Below are 16369 nucleotides of genomic sequence, written 5' to 3' on the forward strand. Positions count from 1 at the left end.
AAAGTAGTCAGCCGTTTCAGTATTAGATGATAATGTGATACTACGGAAAGAATGAAGAGGCAAACGAAAGCAATCGATGATACTCTTCAGCTTAGCTGAGATTGTCTTTCATTCCAACATTATAAATGGCACCATAGCTATCCTTAATACTAGGTTCCAACCGATATTTTATTTGCATTCTCAACTATGGGATTACTTTCGAATACATAATTTTATAAGTATTAAATTCTATAAAATCTAAGACGAATGATTGATCTTCCATTTTTTTTCGAGTGAGTTCATTCACTAAAATTAACGTTGAGAAACCCCATAGCAAATCAAATTCACGGCGATACACTATTGTATCAAAAGATAATGTCTGCGACTTCTCTGATACAAGGAGTGATCGTCTTTGTATAAAGTCGTTCTTATTCAAAAAAGCACCTTTCTCAAAGTAACCTTCATTAACATCATTCATAACATTCTTTTTAAAGAAGATTTGCTCAGAATAATCTATTAAATCAAAAGTGTCCCCTAACAGATGAAAGATAAAATACTCTCCAACATCTAAATGTTGAGTCCTAATTTTATAGACTCTGAATGCAGGTAGGTTCAACATTTTAATAAACTCCATTAGTCGATTCGAAACTATCAGAACATGTGCATTTGGACGACCCTTTTGCCAGTAGACAAGATCCCCTAATCTTTTCTTTCCAGTTCCGGTTTTAGCATCAATCTCCATTAAGATTTCCGACTCCTTAGGCAACGATTCATTTTCAATACTCTTCTTTATCTCATTCAATTGAGAAATATCACCTGATGTATTTAGTGAGTATAGAGAGCCAATTTCATCTTTATTTCTTCTTCTTAATTCGTAATACTTTGTCATCGCAAAATTTGGGTAAAATGTAGATCATTCACTTTAACTGTACCATTTATTGAATTTTCAATTAGAACATTCTTTAAAGTTGCTATTGTCTCTGTCAAATCTGCATGTAATCGTTGAGCGATTATTCCTGCATCAAGGCCATCATTTACATAGTTTATATATTTTGTGTCAATATAGTTATTGATTTCAAATGTATAATCAGGATGATTTCCATGTACACCACCAATACCTTCTCTATACTTCTCAACCATTATTCCGTTATCAATATGATTGAATTTAAGTATATCGTCACCATCATAATGATTAAAATAATGTTGCATGGCTTCACTGTTTTCCAGTAATTCTTTTGGGAGTATATGATGAGCCTCGTAACCTTCTATAAAATCGTCCCAGCTCTTTCCGGAAGCAATCCACTGGTCGTTTAATATTCTCTTCGTCTCCGCGAGGTTTTTAATCCTATTACGTATAGAAGCGCCGGCTTTATAGGCATTAGCACACTTATCACAATTTTGTCGGATTGATCGTATTTTCGCTTCTAATTTTTCTTTTCGGACCTGCGATGAACTAAGCGGTTGCTCGGTTGTTGTAATCTCTACTTCATCGCCATTTCTTTCTACGCTGGCAATAACCTCTTCTGTTGCTTCACCCGCATCATCAACACCAGACTCTACTATATTAATTACATCCGATTCGTTTTGAACAATCTCTAATCCAACATTCTCAGCTTCCGTTAATACCCTCGCTACATCTTCCGTCTTGTTCAGCGCCTTCCCTGCATTCTTCAATGCTTTAAGACGGCTCATAAGTGCACCACTCTTCACAACCACCCATTCACCAGCGGTTAATACTATAGGTACTAACATTACTGTTACCTGACCGTACCTATAGGGGCACATGTCTGCGCAATCGGTAAAGTAAAATTTCACAAAGTGGCCGCCAATCTTTACCACGGCCTTGTAAGCTGCTACTTGTTGGCGAAGACCAGGAGGCATTAAACGTTGCAGCAATACTTCCTCGGAAATGCTGGTATTATTCTTAACATCGGTGAAGGTCCGCCGTACATCTGAGATATAGGAGGCATAGCTATCTATATTTGATTTTACTACTTGCTTGGCCAGCTGTGCGAGACCAGACACCATTTCGGCAACGTCTACTGTAGCAATCAATTCATGCACTGCGCCTGCTATATATTTGGTTGCATCAGAAGATTTCTTTACTGCTTCCTCGCTGGTGGCACAGTAAAATACGCCAAACACGCCCCGGTATATTACAGTGCTATATTCAGCGATAATCTGCTGGTCAACCGTTGCCGTCTTATATACAATTGAATTATGAAGTGTCGTAAGGCCTTCGCCTATATATTCATCTGCACAGGAATTGGCTATGTTAGGGAACAGATCGGATAGCCAGTCAGGAGGAGTAAAACTATACTGCATGGCCACGGTTACCGTAGCATCTGTGCCTTTGCTGAGGGTAACAATGCTCTTACCTGGTGTATTATCACTTTGTGCCTGTGCGAGCAGCTCGGTATACTTCGGATTTTCTTTGTTCAACACATAGACCTTACCACTGATCTCGAATTGTGTGTTGATGTCTGATACTTGTTTCTCCAGATCCTGGCGACTGGCCTGACTTAACAACGAAACACCGTCTTTACCCTGAGAGTAATCGATCACTACAATACCATTGGATGAAGTTCCACCAGCTTCACCATTCAATGGTATCTCACCTTTCAAATCATTTACACAACCATTGATTGAAACAAATTTAGTTTCTGATGGTACAGTATATGCAAGCGATGTCAGGATTGCGTTGCTGGTATTATTTACCTTTGTATAAGATACCAGCAGCAATGCGGCAGTACAATTACCAGCATTGTGTACCAGTCTTACCTTCCCTATATTTTCTGAATTATAGGCGTTGGTATAGGGCTTGTTATCGGAAGTTTTATAGCCATTAAAAATACCACCGGCCATATCGGCCATATAGTCAATACCTTTCAGACGAAAGCCTAATAAAGTACCGTTGGCATGTGTTGTTTTGGAAGTCTCAAGGATTACATCGCCAGGTTCTTCACCATCACCGTTTTTAAACTTGAAAGGTTTTCCGGCCGGATCAAGATAACAATAGCTCGTATTAATACTTGCCGCATCCTCATCATCCTCAAACAATCCAATTACCTTCTGCGGATCATGAATATGATCCCATTGATATTTATAGAGTGTAGGTCCGTTCGGATAATCCATCAGGTTATCCGTACTCCCCTGACTCAGAGATGGGAATTCTTTAAATGTATGTTGAAGATTAAAGGCTCCATGTCCAATTTCATGGGCGATGGTATTTACAACATTTGAACTATTGAGTTTATCTGCGAAGATGAATCCGGCCTGCTTACTGCGTGGCATATAGCCGAGGGTAGCACCACTCTTCGGCTTGGTTACTAAAAATATATAGTATGTTTTATCCAGCAGGTTGCCATAGGCTTTGATCACCTTCTTCATGTCACCTGTATAATTGGTGAGCAGGCCGCTTTCGCCATCGTCAAAGTATTCATCCAATGACACGGTGATAGAAGGCTTGATCTCTACGTTCCAAGCTGCTACCGCTTGTCCATATATATCTGTGAGTTTTTGTGAAAGTATACTTCGCGTTATTGCACCCGGGACGGTGGTTCCGTTTACCGGTACGATAACCAGGTCGCGGGTGATCTTGTCATAGCTTACTAAATTTAGTTTACCTAATACATCGTCCTTCGAAGTATCAGTGGGCGCATAGAGCGCCAGCAGCTCCAATACCGTACCCTCTGCGCCACCGCGGACGTTGAGTATATAGTTATCACCGTTATTTGTGGCTACAATAGGTGAAGCGTTTATTTCAAAACGTACTTTTTCCGGATCAATGTTTGTTCCTTCTAGCGTAGCTGCTACAGGATCACTAAGTGAGTTGGTAACGGCCTTCCAAGGTATATACTGGCCACCATCGAGTTGCTGATAGTATCCCGATAAAGCCTCATACTTTTTTTCATCAAAGCCTAATTTGCCATCCCCTTTCGTAAAGGTGAGCGTAATGGTATAATTACGATCACCACGTCCCGCAGCTTCTCTGGCTTCTTCGGCGGTGGTCTTGGTAATATTGCCTTTCTTGTCTACTACATACCCGTTCCCTACTTCGTCTGCTATGGAATAGCTTTTACCTTTTGGAAGAACTTTCTTTTCTCCATCGGTAGTATATACTTCAATATTACCTTCTTCATCCTTTGTTACTGTTGCTATAGCTGCACCAGTAATTTCAATCAGCGTTTCAGTAGCAACAACTGTAACCGGAATTTCTCCAACCAACGGAGCATTGGTAGAATCAACTTTCTTAACTGACTTTATCAGGAACTTACTTTCGGCATTCCATACACTTTTAATTTCTCCTGCTGTAAGCCAGTGCTGCTCATTTACACGGATGTCTTTAAAAGTCATACGCACTTTGGCAAACTGGAACCAAGGCACAATCATCATCCCAGAGCCGGTATATGTACCGCCTTGATTGGCTGTGATCTCGCGCACCAGCACTTCATAATCAGCGGCATGGATGGTATCGTTGAGAACTAGTTGCCGTGCGGCTGTCGTGTTGGTGGGTGCTGTAGGCGGTGATACATCGCTCTTACAAACAAATTCATTGGCTCCTGCTATGGCAGTTTTGAAAACCTTAACCGCGCTATAGTCGCTTACCTGTGTGCTTTGCTCGGCTCTTACTTGTACCTCGTATTCGGTATTTGGTTGAAGGGAGGAAATTGTATTCCATTGATCATCTGTCTTTGTTTCATACCATTCATCGTGACTACGGTTATTACGAGGCCTGTAGCGAACTCTGTAACGAACAGTATCTGTTCCTGCTGTTAGTTGTTCCCATCGTACAATAAGCGAAGATGGATTTGAAGTTTGCAGCGATAGATTCTCGGGTATACCCAATGCATCACCAAACTGAAATACATATACTTCACTCCTGCCATCGTTCGTAAACAAATCTCTTCCATCAACATCTTTAGCCTGTACTTGCCACGCATATTTTCTACCTGCTATCAAAGCCGGCTCGGCCGAGCCATATACAATTTGATTGCTGTTCGTTGTCGTTTCATACAAGGGCTGCTGACTGAGAAAAGCATCATACGGATTACGCGTTATCGGCCATACTTCTACCAACCTGAATATATACTCTGCAGTAAAGGCGGAGTTAGGTGAAGCTGTGTGACGTGGCGTCCAGGTAAAGGCGATGTTTACAGGGTCAAGAATTTTTACTTTGGATTCTGTCCTGGGCAAGTTTAGCAACGGCGGATCATTGAGAATGATCCATGCTACAGCGGTTCCTTTATTGCTTACGAGCGTGCTTCTGTTATAGTCCAGTACTTCTACTGTAAAGCGATATACACCTTCGGGAAGTTTGGCTCCTTTCTCATATTGACTCCGGGTAAACCCGGCAAAGTCAAGGTTAGCGGGATTAAGATACTCTTCGAGATCCTCGCCATATGCAATCAGCGATTCGCCACCATACAAGATTAAAGGTTGCTGTGGTATAAAGCTCTGTTTGGTTCGGATGGTGATCCCTACACCTTCTATTGTAATTCGAAGCTTTCCGCGATATTCGGTAAGTGTCGGATCGTTCAATAAAAAACTTACCATGAACCGCTGTGAACCAACAGCAGAAAGATCACTTAAATATGGAGTGAAAGGTGGTGCGAGTTGTGCCGTGACCCTGACGGGATATGTTTGAGCATATAGCCTTACCGTGCACGTGGCTATAATCAGTAATACGATCGATATTTTAACAGCTAACTTCAAGGTGATTCTCATTTTATTCCGAAGGCATAACTATAGCCGAGTGTACCGGTAAACTCTGTAAAGGATTGCCCGGAAGTTTCGCTCTGACTTTCACGATTGACAGCTACAAGGCTAAGGTTCAGATTGTGCTTCTTTTGTATAGTATAACTTCCGTTCACGCGACCGTTCAGAATCGTGCTTACGCGTTTCGAATTTGTATAGCTATTATTATAGGAGGATGATAGTGTAGCACGAAGCTTACGATCAAAAAATGTCTTACTCACCGAAGCGGTAGGTCCCATTGTTTTTGTACTGATGGCGGGACTTTCATTTACATTGCCATTGAATGCCAGTGATACGGTAAGGTTCTGCGGGACTATATTCAGCGAATACGCTGCATTAACATTATAAAACTGACTACCCGAATTCTGTGTAACCTCTCCTTGCTTGTCGGCAGCGTCCTGAAAAGATACATTCAGATTTATACTCTGCCTCCGCTCTTTTGAGTTGCCAAGAGTATACATAGCTGTAGCTGTAGCATTCTGGGAAATTTGAGTGTAGTTGAGAGTATCGAGATTATCGTAAGGAGTAATGCTGTTGATCGTTGTAAACTGAGATCTGATATTGGTATAGGTCTGAAAACTGGAATAGGAAGCAGACAGATTTAATTTCTGCGTTGGTATATAATTTACGTTTACAGACCCAACCATTCTGCGCATAGTACTTACTTTGCTTTTGTCCAGATTATCACGTTGCGTTCCGGCACTGACCGCTATATTAATTTTACCCTGCACGATAGCGGCTGAACCATTTACGGTAATACTTTCCAGGTCACTATTAAAGTAGTATGCTCCCAACGTACGATACTGCGGATCGACTCGCTCATAGCCAACCCCTATAGTATATCCCTCCTGTTGATAATTAAGAGATGATTTAAACGTCTTGTAATAGGAAGACGATAGACGTGGTGTATATAAAAACCCAGCGTTTCCGAGTACATTTGAATGACGCCCCTCTTCTGCACGTATATCGCGCGAAAGTGCACTGGAAGCAACCTCGGCTTTGAGTAAAAAATTATCGAAGAAAGTCTGCCCTACGCCAATACTGACAACGAGATTTTCCTGTGGTAAAATAGTCAAGCTATCAGGCGGAGAGCTTATGGAGCTTATATCATCCTTTGCATGAAACAGAACAAGATCAACGGACGTGCCGTCTTTGGCATAGCTGGTTTTAAAACCATAGCCCATCCGTTTGAAAGAAGGAGTGTTGATAACTATTTTGCCCGTGTCCATTTCAGGCTGCACAGCCTTTAAGAATCTTCCGTATAGTACACTGAACTTCCAGTTACCTTCCGGAGCCAGATCAACTGCTCCACCTAAGAATATATGTCCATTCACCGTATAGGGTGAATACGACATACTTATATACCCCGCATGTGCGGTTACGAATTTATAGGTTGGATGTAAACTATATTGATTGAAGGGTTGCTGGAAAGATGTATTTTGATTGGACAGACTAAAGCTTAACGGAACGCTCCAACCATATAAAGAGAAGTTTACATTGCCGGACGCAAAGTATGTATAAGGATCGCGCCTGTTATTGATGCCATTGGCAGTATAGAAGATCTGGTTTAAGGAAACTCCACCTGTTATTGTAATCGGCGTCTCTTTACCGATGGACTCAAGATTCTGCGCTACAACAGTAGATGAACTTAAAAGAAATAATACGCAAAAAACACTCGCAGAGTATAATTTCCTCATAGGCTAACAGGCAAGTCAACAGATTTCAGGCACAAACTATTTTACAAGCCATTCGGCTGTAAATCATTTCCAAGTATAAAGGAAAATCAGGAAATTAAATTTGGGAATATATAGTCATTTAATACAAGCGATATATGCGGTATGAAAGCACTAGGCAGTCTCTATTTTGAACTGAACAGTCGAAGTTTCAGACCTGAGCATTGTAGAAATTACCATTAAGCACTACGACATTACACGACCACTGTAGTAGCTCTTGAAAATATATAGATGATGATGAATCATCACCAATAAACGGCACTTGCATTTATATACGTATTTATACTGATAGTGGCGTCAGTGTTCAAGCTTGTATATACAGCTGAGAAGAGACTTGATGATTTCTATATAAAACTATTAACCGAATTTACATGTAGTTATACTTACGGTACAATCTGCGGATGTCTCGTTACTTTGGTGGGTTGGCTAACAGTACATCCTACTTCCTCAAAATCTTCTCCATTGATTTCCCTTTTGCAAGTTCATCAATCAGCTTATCCAGATAGCGAACTTTTTGTATCAACTCATCTTCGATTTCTTCCACGCGATAGCCGCAAATGACGCCTGTAATTTTTGAAGCATTCGGATTGAGTTGAGGTGCTTGAGCAAAGAAGTTTTCAAAATCGGTCTTCTTTTCTATTTGTTGCTGCAGCATTTTTGCATTGTATCCTGTCAACCAAAATATGATTTCATCAACCTCCGCTTTTGTCCGTCCCTTTTTCTCAGCTTTTTGAATATAGTGTGGATAAACACTTGCAAATGACATCTTATATACCCTTGACTTGTCCATTCGGTCTGTTATTAACTTTCTCGAATTTCCGAAAAAAATATTTATGAATACGGGATTTTACAAATGGTATAATATGAAATGTAGGATGAGCTGGGGCTATGCTTCATTATTAAACAAAGGCTGTGGAGATGAAGCTAACACAGTTATGAATCCAAGAGAAGGCATATCATTGAAAGTAATTTCGATAGATCAAAATCTGCCAGGCATAAAACAAAAAAGCTTGCAGATTTAAAATCTACAAGCTTTTCTTTTTGTGCGTCGGGGTGGCCAGATTATACCCTCCCCCTGCAAACTATTTGTAATCAGAAACTTGTAAGAACAATCTCAACTCGGGTCACCGTTCAGTTCTCAATTTCTTTGAATGAATTTGATGCCGGTTATCAATCTAAATTTACAAAATATAGCACCTCGAATCATAATTTAGGTTAAACATTTTTTCAATCCGGATCGAAATGCCTATCAAGGGACAGTGGCCACAGTTCCATAAACACGGCGTAGTGATGATCACTGCGCATCAATCAGGAAACTCGAATTATGAAGAAGCCGAGTCCATTCCCCGCGAGCTAGTTGTGCAGTTGGTGACGGCTATCGAGCCGATATTTGAAGCCAACGATATATACCCCAACCCAACAGGAGGAAGTTATAATACATATGCTATATCGTAGGTTCTTAACGTGCGTGCTATTAAATTTCGTCAGCAACGTGGGACAAAGACGCAGGTATCTACATGCATACGTCTTATAGCTCGGCGTTGTAAAGCATTACATGGAAGATAGCATGAAATCAGTGTTAGAAAAATTAAAATTGATTGATCACTTAACTACGGAACTACCGATAGAGAAATACGAATTTGTCGAGAAGTTAAGACGCAATGTTGATCAAGGTGACACAGGAGTATTTCTTTCTCCTTTTGAAGCGTTTAGCTCCAGCAAAAATGAGTACAAAGGAACAGTCACTTTTGACTCCTTCAAAATACGGAGGCGGAGAAGGTTTTTTGATATGGCCATGAATTTGGCGGTGGCTGAGGGAAGTTTCAGGCAGCGCGAAAATTTGCTAATAATAGAATCTACTATAAAAGGATTTCGAAGCGTTTTTATTCTCTTTATAGGTTTCATGTTTTTAGTTTACACAGGTATCATTGCCTCCTTCGTTTCTTCAGACACTCCAGGAGATCCGGGCTGGTTTTTTGTGCCTTTTATCTTCATTCATGCTGCAATTATGTTTGGGATCCCGTATTTCGTAATGAGAAGAGGAGTTGCCAGAATGAAGTATGAATTGGAACGCGATTTCTTTTATATGACGAAATAGCAACGCCCTACAATCGAGTAGCCCGCCCCACTAATTTAGCGGGGGGAGGCTCTCACACCACTGTACGTACGGGCCTCGTATACAGCGGTTCATTAAGTTGTGGAGATACTTTTTCGTAGTAGGATAGCATGGATTCATACCCCCTCTTGACAAGCCTTTCGATTGTTATCGTTGTTACGAGTATAGGGCTTTGGGCTACAGCCCATCCACCCATGCGCGTTCGGCTCCATGCATATGCCTGACCATTGTGAATACCTAAACGAATCAGGTTCTTTCTTTTCCGTTCGGGCTTCTTCCAGTCTTCCCAAATGCAATACCTTAATCGGTTGCGCAGCCAACTATCAAGTTCTTTCAGTTTGGTTTGTATACTCGCCATGCGGAAGTAGTTAATCCATCCGCACTGAATTTCTTTTAGTTGGGCTATACGCTCATCAAAGGAAAGCGGTGTTGTTTTCTTCGTTATCCGTTTTAGTTCTTGTTTCAGCGCCCTCCACTTCTTATCGACCACCACCACCTGATACTTGCCTTTATCGCCCTTCTTATAGGTGGATACAAATTGATGTCCGAGTAATTGAAATTGCACGGGCCTTCGTATACCGCTCTTCTCACGGTTAATAGGAAGTCTCAGTTTGTTCTTTAAGAACAAAAAGATACTGTTGCCTACTCTGCGTGCTGCTTTCTTACTTTTAGTATATATACTAAAGTCATCAGCATAGCGAACATAATGATGCTTTCGCTTCTCCAACTCTTTATCCAGCTCATGTAACACGATGTTAGACAGCAATGGACTTAGCGGGCTTCCTTGCGGAACCCCTTTTGTGCGCTTGATTAACTTTCCCTCTATTTCAATGGGTGCAGTTAACCATTTACGAATAAGTCGTAAGGTGATGGGGCATGTCACCTTGGTATACAGCAGCTGTAGAAGAATGGTATGATCCACTTCATCGAAGAAGCTTTTCAGGTCTATATCTACTATATAGGTATAGCCTTCCTGGATATTCTTCTGTGCTTGGTGTATAGCTTGGTGAGTGTTTCGATGTGGACGGAAGCCATAGCTGTGTTCTTTAAAATCCAGCTCGAACCGTGGATAGATAACTTGATGAACGGCTTGTTGCAACACTCGATCGACAACGGTAGGGATGCCTAAGAGACGTTTCTTCCCGTTCTCCTTAGAGATTTCAATCCCTAAGATGGCTTGTGGAAAGTAACGACCGGTATATATAGCAGTAGCTATATCATTCCAGTTTGTTTTCAAGTATATCGGTAATGCCTTTACAGACATACCGTCTACACCTGCCGAACCGTGGTTCGATACAACCTGTTTGATTGCTCTGTTCATGTTCTGTCGGCTTACAATCCTCTCAATCATCGTGTACGATTTTGCTTCTCTGTTCCGCTTATCGTAGGCTAGTCAGCAACTCGGATACTCCCTTTAGCATTGCTAACCTCCTTACAGCATTTGGAACAACTTCATGTTCAGTCCTTCATTGATTTGTGAGACCTCCGATCTTTCCATCGGCTCGTTGCGATCAACTACTATGACTTCTGCTGACTTCTCCTATACCAACACGTGGCACAGAGACCTCCCCAGGTAAGGGCATATTCCTTCTTCCGATTCCTGCGGTATCTACTGATAAAAGATTGTTGGTTACGGACCTTGTGAAGTTGTGCTCATTTATCCTCTTTCGCCAGCCTCAGTATACCGTTCCTGTTCGTCAGTACCGGAGTTTGTAGTCTCGCTTCCTTCAGTGCATGCCTCGCAGCAAACCACCTTGCGACTTACTAACAGGCTTCACCAACTCGCCTGTGAGAGACTTGCACTCTCTGGAATATTCACGGTATCTTCGATACCTTTGCCCATGCTGGGCGCACACACAAAATATAATGCATGCTTTGCACTTTGATTTGAACAAGCGGAGTTTAAATTGAAACATCACGGCTGAATTGGTGATGCGTTTACTGAGGGGCGCGCATTATATTCAAACGTTCTGCACCTTTTTTTAGTGGACAGATTTAGATTTGACCATGGATGAATCAATGAATTTTTGGAATTGGTTTAAGATAAACTGCAAGGATCTCCATTCCGAGAAATATCCAAACGACGCGTTTAATGAATTGGACGAAAGAGTTTATTCCATGGGACTCTATTGGGAAGTTGGACCAGGTGTAAAAAAAGAAAATTTATTAACCATTTCAGTTAGTGGACGGAAAGAGCGACTTCACAACGCAAAAAGTCTGTTGGCTAAAGCGCCAATGCTTGACGACTGGGAATTTGATATACTAAAAAAACCAAAAGCGAATTGGGACACACTTGAAATACCCAATCATAATATCAAGGTTTCCGCCTGCAAACTGGACGTATGTGTTGCTGAAGTATAAAGACGGCAAAAAAGAAATATTGATTAAGGCGGACACACTTTCGGACTTTGAAAAGGGTAAAAAAATTGAGTTGGCGGAAATAGTTTTGACTAATCTTTTAGGCGAGGAGAAAGTAATGAATGAATTGGACTACTTAGACGTACTCGAAATTGATGAGTCGCCCTACAACACACAAGGTATAAAGGATCTAGATAAACATTTAGACCATTTAAAAAAAGACGCATAACAATGCATACAAATCATGCCGGCTGAGTTTGATGATTAATTATTAATTTGGACTGCCGGGCACGCTTTATATGCGAACGTTGGCAGTAATTGGTTCCCAATGGACAAGAGTAAAAAAAAGGAAATTTTAAATAAATACAAGAAAGACGAACTTGAAAAACTAAGTCAGTCAGACAACAAGATATTGTCGGACTTTGCAAAAAATAAGTTGGGATTGAAGTCAGATCGATTGAGTCTTGAAAGATTGAAGAATATCCCAGACGACAAATTGATTGCAACGATTACAGAAAAAATAAACGAAGTTTTAGAGACCAGATACAAAAACGAGCCCAAGAAGTATAAGAATGCTGATAATGTTATCCCAGAGTTGAACGAATCGTTGAGGGCAATTCACTTTACTTGTAATTTTGAAATGTATGTGGTAATGGGTGACAACGATAAATTTTTTACAGGGGCAACTTCGTTTGAGCTAACAGAACTAATAAATGGATATCGTCTTCTTAGGCTCGAGAAAATTGCGGACAAGATTTACCTTCGGACAATAGATGACATTGAAAAAGAATTGAGTGAACAGGAGAAAATTAAAAGAATCAAAATAGAATATATAAGAGGACACTTGAAAGAGTTCGAGTTGAACTAACGTCCGCCAACAAAATGTATAATCCATTGTGCTGACAAGGAGGACATTTTTGTTTTTGCCCAGCGCCACGCCTTATACATAAACGTTAGTGACAATGCCGTTGGACAAAGTCTGACATTATATGAATGAAGGAGAAATTGTAACTGTCGACAAGTTAAAAAAGGAATGGGACAACGTCCTTTCGTTATATGACTTGTTTATCAATGGAGGACACAACCTCCGGCCTATAAGATTTATAATAAGACATATAATTGAAAGGGGTTATAACATGATCATGTTTCCTGGCACATCGATGTACACCTTACTCATTTCACTTCCCGAAGACAATAAAGTGAACTACAACAAGACTTTGAGAATTGAGTTTGATCAAAGGACTGAAAACTTAAAATTCAGATTTAGCGACTGGACTGGAATTGACCGACAGAATGCGGATCTTAAAAAGCAAATCAAATGGGAAGAGACCTGTCAAGCCACAGAAGGTAGTTCTCTGCTAGAAAGTTTTTTGGCTGACAATATGGACTTTAGGAGAGCAATAAAGAACGAAACGAGAGCTGAGTAAACGGCGTTAGCTCTAACACAATGTAAGGGCGCTGAAGTAACGTTCATCCAATTGTTTTACAACCGCCTAAAAACATTCAGGACAGACATAGAGAGAATTTTATCAGCTCATTCATTGCTTGTTGACGAAGAGGTGATTCTTAAAATCAGCAACTTTGCTTTGACATTAGACAGGTGGAGATAGACTTTAAAACTAACTTCAGACACGATGACCTGTTGCAAAGACCAACACAGAAAGAACGGGCTTTTTTGGACTGAGTAAGCTCCCCAAGATTTATGAGCTGCATTGTAGGTTCTTAAAATGCGTGCCGTTAAATTTTGTCAGCAACGTGGGACAGAGGTGTAAGTATTTAAACGCATACGTCTTATAGCTAGACGTTAGCAGTAATTCATTCCGACATGACATCTAAAAAACTCTTGATTTTTCCTTTGTTTTTTGTGACTTTGCTTGTATCAAATTCTTGCGTGTCCAAAGTGGATAAGGACGAATTTCATCAAACGTGTGAGAACAGCGATAGACTTATAGTAAAACGCTACGATTTAGGCACTGACTCTAGCGTGGTACGCAACCTACATGATGTTGTATGGACTAATACTATTACAGATTCAAAAAGGATTGGAAAAATCAACCATCTTTTTTCATCAGTCAAAGACGGTGGATATTGTTGCTGCATGAAAACTCATTACACAATGACTTTTTATAAGAATAATACTGAACTGGGAGTTTATTCTGTAGATACTACAGAGATAAAGGACAAAATTGTTCTTTATGGCAAAAGTTACCAGACTTCGTATATAGTTGAATTAAAGGACTTACATGCAATCATTTCGGACAAATGAACTACTGCTACTAACAAAGTGCATATGCCATTGCCGGGGTTCAGAGTAGTTTTGTTTTCAAATAAGGTTCGGTCACGATGGACAGATTGAGCGGGTCGCAATAAATATTCCTATCGTCATTATTTAAATGCTCCTACATCCGGCAACGTCATATGCACCAACGTTGTGTGCAAGGCGTAAGTAAAATTCTTCATGGCTGACAAAAGATGACGACTGACTATTTAGAATTTAGGACAAAGTATATTAAGGGGTTTGACATGATTGCATTGACTGTGTTAGCTGCTTCAGTTTCTGCTCTGTCAATTTGGATGATTATCCTTGTGCCTAGCGTATGGATAATTCTGATTTTCATATTGCCCTCCTTGTATCTTCCTTTATTTGTTTCTTTTATTCGAGCTAGTAAAGTTCGACTTGGATCCGACTACGTTGAGACCGTTTCATTTTTAGGAAAAAAGAAAATCTACTTATGGGACGTAAAGAAATTTGGGATATTTTTTAGAGGTAGATCCTTTGGGACTAAATTGATAAGTCAAAAGAATATAGATGAAAGTAGCGATGACGAACTATTGGGACATGTAATTTACCTGACAACGAATCATGAATTTGACTTGGACTCTTTCCGACCTATGAAACACCTAAGATTTCACTATCGTAAAGATTTATACTTTAGAATTAAAAAAATGATCGAACAGACTGAGCAGACGCCCAGCACACAACAAAGTATATAAAACATGCCTGTTGACAGCTACGACAAAAGAATGAATGACAAAAGAATAGTGACAATTTAACTTTACAACTTTGGAAGAGCTTCGGACAAGCATTTTTGAAAAGAATAAGGAAAAAAGTAAAAAGCGCATACTCTATAATATTGGAATCTTTGCAGCTATTGGGGCAATCTGGGTCTTATACTTCATTGGACTTCCAATCATTGGACTAAAAACATGTATTGGCTTTACAGTTGTTATGATCGGTATTAAACTGTATGATGACAAGTATATGGGAATTAGTGCTTATGGGGAACGAAAGGCTAATCTCGTAATCGCAGAGGAGTATCTAGAAATTAGGGATGTTAAAATTTCATATACTGACCTTACCGATTTAGTAATATACGTTGACGAATACTTAGGAATGCCAAAAGAGATTTTCGGTATTCATCACGGTGGTAACAATAAGATTGAGTTTAATCATAAAGGACGACTTGTTTCAATTAACTACGTCATAAAAAACAAACAGGACTATGACAGGGTTTTACGACAGGTTACAGGAATAGAAAAAAATCCAAGTCTAAAGAGAAATTTGAAAAAACTTGACTAGTTGACGTGGGACAGTGACGCGCTTCGAAAACCCAAGCCGTCATAAACATAAACGTTGTGGCCAATGCACTAGGACAAGTAGACTGCCTGAAAGAAAATATACAAATGACAAAGCCACCCAAATCAATTTTTGACCTAATTGACACGGAGGACTTTAGGAAAAAGACAGCGATGTACATTGGTGATAAAAAAATTACGACTTTAAAATCTTTTATTGATGGATACTTTTACGCCACATGGACAAATGACATCGAAGTTGATGACAAGATAAGGTTTGATTACTTTCACGATTGGGTTGCTACACAATTTAAATGGAAGGAATCAACAGCGGGTTGGTGTAAAATCATTTTAGACGAGTGCAAAGGAGATGAGGAACTTGTGTAAGCTTCCCATATTTAGGACGTCCACAAATTAGAAAATTTCATTTATAGTTGTAGTTATAGTCCGCTGTGGATTTGTGGGAAACTCTTCCGGAGTTTTCCATAAATCCACGGCTAGCATATCCACTGGACTGCGCCCGTTGAGCGCATCGTGCGGACGTTCATAGTTATAGTCCTGCATCCACTCGTCAGCCAGGGTTCTTACTTGACTGAGCGTTTCAAACAAGTAGGCATCAAGTATATCTTTCCTGAAGCTTCCATTAAAGCGTTCGATGTATGCGTTTTGTGATGGCTTTCCAGGCTGAATAAATTGAAGGTTAATCTGATGTTCTTCACACCAGAGGCCAAGCTTGCTGGAGACGAATTCAGGACCATTATCAACCCTAATTCTTTGCGGCTTACCTCGCCATTGAATCGTTTGTTCAAGTATGCGCACCACGCGCTCTGCTGGTAGCGAAGTATCAATT

The 16369-nt window shown here is 40.3% G+C and carries 15 protein-coding genes; 9 read left to right on the top strand and 6 right to left on the bottom strand.

The window, feature by feature from the left end; all coding sequences use genetic code 11:
- Positions 1–184 precede the first annotated feature (184 nt).
- The 4 genes from B5Y40_RS23390 to B5Y40_RS23405 form a co-directional block, all read right to left on the bottom strand.
- On the bottom strand, positions 185–868 hold the full coding sequence (locus B5Y40_RS23390; RefSeq protein ID WP_079689248.1) for a hypothetical protein: 684 nt from the start codon (positions 866–868) through the stop codon (positions 185–187).
- Positions 865–5694, bottom strand: a complete 4830-nt coding sequence (locus tag B5Y40_RS23395) for a fibronectin type III domain-containing protein (protein WP_159453793.1) — start codon at positions 5692–5694, stop codon at positions 865–867. The genes B5Y40_RS23390 and B5Y40_RS23395 overlap by 4 nt, the downstream gene beginning before the upstream one ends.
- 8 nt (positions 5695–5702) lie before the next feature.
- Positions 5703–7433, bottom strand: coding sequence for a porin family protein (locus B5Y40_RS23400; RefSeq protein WP_079689250.1), 1731 nt, complete (start codon positions 7431–7433; stop codon positions 5703–5705).
- A 475-nt stretch (positions 7434–7908) separates the two neighbouring features.
- Entirely contained in the window at positions 7909–8235 is a 327-nt protein-coding gene (locus B5Y40_RS23405; RefSeq protein WP_221408980.1) for a DUF2200 domain-containing protein, read from the bottom strand.
- A 476-nt stretch (positions 8236–8711) separates the two neighbouring features.
- Between B5Y40_RS23405 and B5Y40_RS23410 the strand changes: the two genes are divergently transcribed.
- Together B5Y40_RS23410 and B5Y40_RS23415 are read left to right on the top strand one after the other, a co-directional pair.
- Positions 8712–8924: a hypothetical protein gene (locus B5Y40_RS23410; RefSeq protein ID WP_079689252.1), complete on the top strand. Its 213-nt coding sequence runs from the start codon at positions 8712–8714 to the stop codon at positions 8922–8924.
- Positions 8925–9024: 100 nt separating this feature from the next.
- Positions 9025–9567 (top strand): hypothetical protein, encoded by a 543-nt coding sequence (locus tag B5Y40_RS23415; RefSeq protein ID WP_079689253.1) that lies wholly within the window; start codon positions 9025–9027, stop codon positions 9565–9567.
- A gap of 52 nt (positions 9568–9619) precedes the next feature.
- Here the strand turns inward: B5Y40_RS23415 and ltrA are convergent, their stop codons facing one another.
- Entirely contained in the window at positions 9620–10936 is a 1317-nt protein-coding gene (gene ltrA, locus B5Y40_RS23420) for a group II intron reverse transcriptase/maturase (protein WP_079689254.1), read from the bottom strand.
- A gap of 656 nt (positions 10937–11592) precedes the next feature.
- Between ltrA and B5Y40_RS23425 the strand changes: the two genes are divergently transcribed.
- The 7 genes from B5Y40_RS23425 (at position 11593) to B5Y40_RS23460 (ending at position 15906) form a co-directional block, all read left to right on the top strand.
- On the top strand, positions 11593–11946 hold the full coding sequence (locus B5Y40_RS23425) for a hypothetical protein (RefSeq protein WP_079689255.1): 354 nt from the start codon (positions 11593–11595) through the stop codon (positions 11944–11946).
- Positions 11930–12172, top strand: coding sequence for a hypothetical protein (locus B5Y40_RS23430; RefSeq protein WP_143785904.1), 243 nt, complete (start codon positions 11930–11932; stop codon positions 12170–12172). The genes B5Y40_RS23425 and B5Y40_RS23430 overlap by 17 nt, the downstream gene beginning before the upstream one ends.
- Positions 12173–12271: 99 nt before the next feature.
- A complete protein-coding gene (locus B5Y40_RS23435) occupies positions 12272–12811 on the top strand; it encodes a hypothetical protein (RefSeq protein ID WP_079689257.1) in 540 nt (179 codons plus the stop codon).
- Positions 12812–12932: 121 nt separating this feature from the next.
- Positions 12933–13370: a hypothetical protein gene (locus B5Y40_RS23440; RefSeq protein WP_079689258.1), complete on the top strand. Its 438-nt coding sequence runs from the start codon at positions 12933–12935 to the stop codon at positions 13368–13370.
- Between the two features lie 398 nt (positions 13371–13768).
- The gene (locus B5Y40_RS29855; protein WP_143785905.1) at positions 13769–14209 is read left to right on the top strand and encodes a hypothetical protein; all 441 of its coding nucleotides are present in this window, start codon (positions 13769–13771) and stop codon (positions 14207–14209) included.
- Between the two features lie 798 nt (positions 14210–15007).
- A complete protein-coding gene (locus tag B5Y40_RS23455; RefSeq protein WP_079689261.1) occupies positions 15008–15523 on the top strand; it encodes a hypothetical protein in 516 nt (171 codons plus the stop codon).
- A 56-nt stretch (positions 15524–15579) separates the two neighbouring features.
- Positions 15580–15906, top strand: a complete 327-nt coding sequence (locus B5Y40_RS23460; protein ID WP_079689262.1) for a hypothetical protein — start codon at positions 15580–15582, stop codon at positions 15904–15906.
- A gap of 27 nt (positions 15907–15933) precedes the next feature.
- On the opposite strand, the gene B5Y40_RS23465 is transcribed toward B5Y40_RS23460, so the two are convergent.
- A partial coding sequence (locus B5Y40_RS23465) for an integrase core domain-containing protein (RefSeq protein WP_159453795.1) occupies positions 15934–16369 on the bottom strand: 436 nt, incomplete at its 5' end.

Source organism: Ohtaekwangia koreensis (genome assembly GCF_900167975.1).
Taxonomy (GTDB): domain Bacteria; phylum Bacteroidota; class Bacteroidia; order Cytophagales; family Cyclobacteriaceae; genus Ohtaekwangia; species Ohtaekwangia koreensis.

Excerpts from the sequence above, each read along its gene's own strand:
- B5Y40_RS23440 (WP_079689258.1), top strand. The coding sequence starts at position 12,933 with ATGAATGAAGGAGAAATTGTAACTGTCGACAAGTTAAAAAAGGAATGG.
- B5Y40_RS29855 (WP_143785905.1), top strand. The coding sequence starts at position 13,769 with ATGACATCTAAAAAACTCTTGATTTTTCCTTTGTTTTTTGTGACTTTG.
- B5Y40_RS23425 (WP_079689255.1), top strand. The coding sequence starts at position 11,593 with ATGGATGAATCAATGAATTTTTGGAATTGGTTTAAGATAAACTGCAAG.
- B5Y40_RS23390 (WP_079689248.1), bottom strand. The coding sequence starts at position 868 with ATGACAAAGTATTACGAATTAAGAAGAAGAAATAAAGATGAAATTGGC.
- ltrA (WP_079689254.1), bottom strand. The coding sequence starts at position 10,936 with ATGATTGAGAGGATTGTAAGCCGACAGAACATGAACAGAGCAATCAAA.
- B5Y40_RS23400 (WP_079689250.1), bottom strand. The coding sequence starts at position 7,433 with ATGAGGAAATTATACTCTGCGAGTGTTTTTTGCGTATTATTTCTTTTA.
- B5Y40_RS23415 (WP_079689253.1), top strand. The coding sequence starts at position 9,025 with ATGGAAGATAGCATGAAATCAGTGTTAGAAAAATTAAAATTGATTGAT.
- B5Y40_RS23410 (WP_079689252.1), top strand. The coding sequence starts at position 8,712 with ATGCCTATCAAGGGACAGTGGCCACAGTTCCATAAACACGGCGTAGTG.
- B5Y40_RS23405 (WP_221408980.1), bottom strand. The coding sequence starts at position 8,235 with ATGTCATTTGCAAGTGTTTATCCACACTATATTCAAAAAGCTGAGAAA.
- B5Y40_RS23435 (WP_079689257.1), top strand. The coding sequence starts at position 12,272 with ATGGACAAGAGTAAAAAAAAGGAAATTTTAAATAAATACAAGAAAGAC.